The organism is Falsiroseomonas stagni DSM 19981 (assembly GCF_900114315.1).
Lineage (GTDB): Bacteria > Pseudomonadota > Alphaproteobacteria > Acetobacterales > Acetobacteraceae > Falsiroseomonas > Falsiroseomonas stagni.
The window spans coordinates 167,143-170,101 of the sequence record NZ_FOSQ01000013.1; the positions used below are offsets into that span (position 1 = coordinate 167,143).

Annotated in this window: 1 pseudogene; it reads right to left on the reverse strand. The window is 71.5% G+C overall.

The features are described from left to right. Positions 1 to 2,959: pseudogene (locus tag BM041_RS31010) on the reverse strand (hypothetical protein); the annotation flags it as partial.

Consider the following 2,959-nt stretch of genomic DNA (forward strand, 5'->3'; position numbering starts at 1 on the left):
CCGCCCGCATCGGCGATGGCATCGGTCGCGCTGTCGACGATGTAGACATCATCGCCCAGGCCACCCGAGAGGCTGTCCGCCCCAGCCCCACCATCCAGCGTATCCGCACCCGCCGTGCCGGCGATGGTGTTGGCCCCCGCATTGCCCGTCAGCGCCTGCGCGTTGCCCGTGCCCGTCAGGATCTCGACATTCGCCGCCAGCGTATGGGCCGCGAGCGCCGTGCGGACCTCATCCGTGCCGCCGCCGACAACCGTGCTTTCCAGCACCGCATCGCCCGCATCGTCGATGAAGTACAGGTCGTTCCCGAGGCCACCCGAGAGGCTGTCCGCCCCCACCCCACCATCCAGCGTATCCGCCCCCGCCGTGCCGGCGATGGTGTTGGCGCCCGCATTGCCCGTCAGCGCCTGCGCCGTGCCGGTGCCGGTGAGAATCTCGACCTCCGCCGCCAGCGTATGGGCCGCCAGCGCGGTGCGCACCGTGTCGGTGCCCTCCCCCGCCTGCTCCAGCACCACGTCGCCGGCATCATCGACAACGTAGGCGTCATTGCCATCGCCGCCGGCCATGGCATCCGCGCCGCCGCCACCATTCAGGCTGTCCGCGCCCAGGCCGCCGGACAGGCTGTCATCGCCCAGATCGCCGCCCAGCGTATCGGCGCCCGTGCCACCGGCGATGGTATTGGCCGCGGCATTGCCCAGCAGCGACTGGTTCGTGCCGGTGCCAACCAGCGCTTCGGCATCGGTGGCCAGCGTGTAGGCCGCGAGGGTCGTACGGACCGTGTCGACGCCGCCCGCATCGGCGATGGCATCGGTCGCGCTGTCGACGATGTAGACATCATCGCCCAGGCCACCCGAGAGGCTGTCCGCCCCAGCCCCGCCATCCAGCGTATCCGCACCCGTCGTGCCGGCGATGGTGTTGGCCCCCGCATTGCCCGTCAGCGCCTGCGCGTTGCCCGTGCCCGTCAGGATCTCGACATTCGCCGCCATCGTATGGGCCGCGAGCGCCGTGCGGACCTCATCCGTGCCGCCGCCGACAACCGTGCTTTCCAGCACCGCATCGCCCGCATCGTCGATGAAGTACAGGTCGTTCCCGAGGCCACCCGAGAGGCTGTCCGCCCCCACCCCACCATCCAGCGTATCCGCCCCCGCCGTGCCGGCGATGGTGTTGGCGCCCGCATTGCCCGTCAGCGCCTGCGCCGTGCCGGTGCCGGTGAGAAGCTCGACCTCCGCCGCCAGCGTATGGGCCGCCAGCGCGGTGCGCACCGTGTCGGTGCCCTCCCCCGCCTGCTCCAGCACCACGTCGCCGGCATCATCGACAACGTAGGCGTCATTGCCATCGCCGCCGGCCATGGCATCCGCGCCCGCCGCGCCGTCCAGCGTATCCGCCCCGGCCGTGCCGGTGATGGTGTTCGCGCCCGCATTCCCCGTCAGCGCCTGCGCCGTGCCCGTGCCGACCAGCAGTTCGACCTCCGCCGCGAGTACCACGGCAGCAGCGGCGCTCTGCAGCGTGTCGGCGCCACCCCCTGCGAGTTCCAGCACCGCATCGCCGGCGACGTCAGCGACATAGAGGTCGTCGCCACTGCCACCCACCAGGCTGTCGGCCCCTGCCCCGCCATCCAGCGTATCCGCGCCCGCAGTGCCCGTGATGGTGTTGGCGCCCGCATTGCCCGTCAGCACCTGCGCGCTGCCCGTGCCGACCAGCGCTTCCAACTCCGCCCCCAGCGTGTAGGCGCCCAGGGAAACACGTACCGTGTCGGTGCCCTCGGCCGCAGCCTCCAGCACCGAATCGCCGATGACATCCACGACGTACACGTCATTGCCCGCGCCGCCGGCCAGGCTGTCCGCGGCCGCCCCGCCATCCAGCGTATCGGCCCCGGCGCCGCCCACCAGCGTATCCGTGCCGTCGAAGCCGGCCAGGCTGTTCGCCCCGGCCGTGGCGCGGATGACATTCGCCCCGGCATGGCCCGCCAGGATTTGGCCGCTGCCCGTGCCGGTCAGGTTCTCGACCGCCGCGCCCAGCGTGTAGGCCGCGACGCTGGCCTCCACCAGGTCGGTCCCGCTCAGCACATCCTCGATGACGAGGTCGTCGACGTCATCCACGCCGTAGGTGTCGTTGCCCCCACCGCCCGCCATGATGTCCGCGCCGGTACCACCCACGAGGCTGTCCGCCAGCGTGTCGCCGACCAGGCTGTCATTGCCCGCGCCGCCCGACAGCGTATCCGCGCCGCCGGCGCCGGTAACGGTATTCGCCAGGCCGTTGCCGGACAGGGCCTGCGCCGCGGCGCCACCCCGCAGCACCTCGACCTCCGCCGCTAGGCTGTACGCCGCCAGCGTCGTACGCACGGTATCGAGGCCCGCATCCGCGGCCTCCACCACCACATCGCCAGCATTGTCGAGGATGAAGACATCGTCGCCGCCGCCACCGAGGAGACGGTCCATCCCCGCGCCGCCATCCAGCGTATCCGCGCCCGCAGTGCCTGTGATGGTATTGGCGCCTGCATTGCCCGTCAGCGCCTGCACGCTGCCCGTGCCTGTCAGGTTCTCGACATTCGTCGCCAGCGTGTAGGCTGCCAGCGTCGTGCGGACCGCATCCGCTGTCCCGCCCGCCGCGGCTTCCACCACCAGGTCGAGCAGGCTGTCCACGACATAGACATCATTGCCCGCGGCGCCCACCAGCGTGTCATCGCCAAACCCGCCCGCCAGCGTATCCGCCCCCGCCGCGCCGGTGATCGTGTTCGCCAGCCCATTCCCCGTCAGCGCCGCATTGGTCGCGGTGCCGACCAGGTTCTCCACCTCCGCCGCCAGCGTGTAGCTGGCCAGGGAAACGCGCACCGTGTCCGTGCCGCCGCCCGCCACTTCCAGCACCGCATCGCCGGCATTGTCGAGCACATAGGTGTCGTTGCCCGCGCCACCGACCAGGCTGTCCGCCCCCGCCGCGCCGCTCAGCGTATCCGCGCCGATCC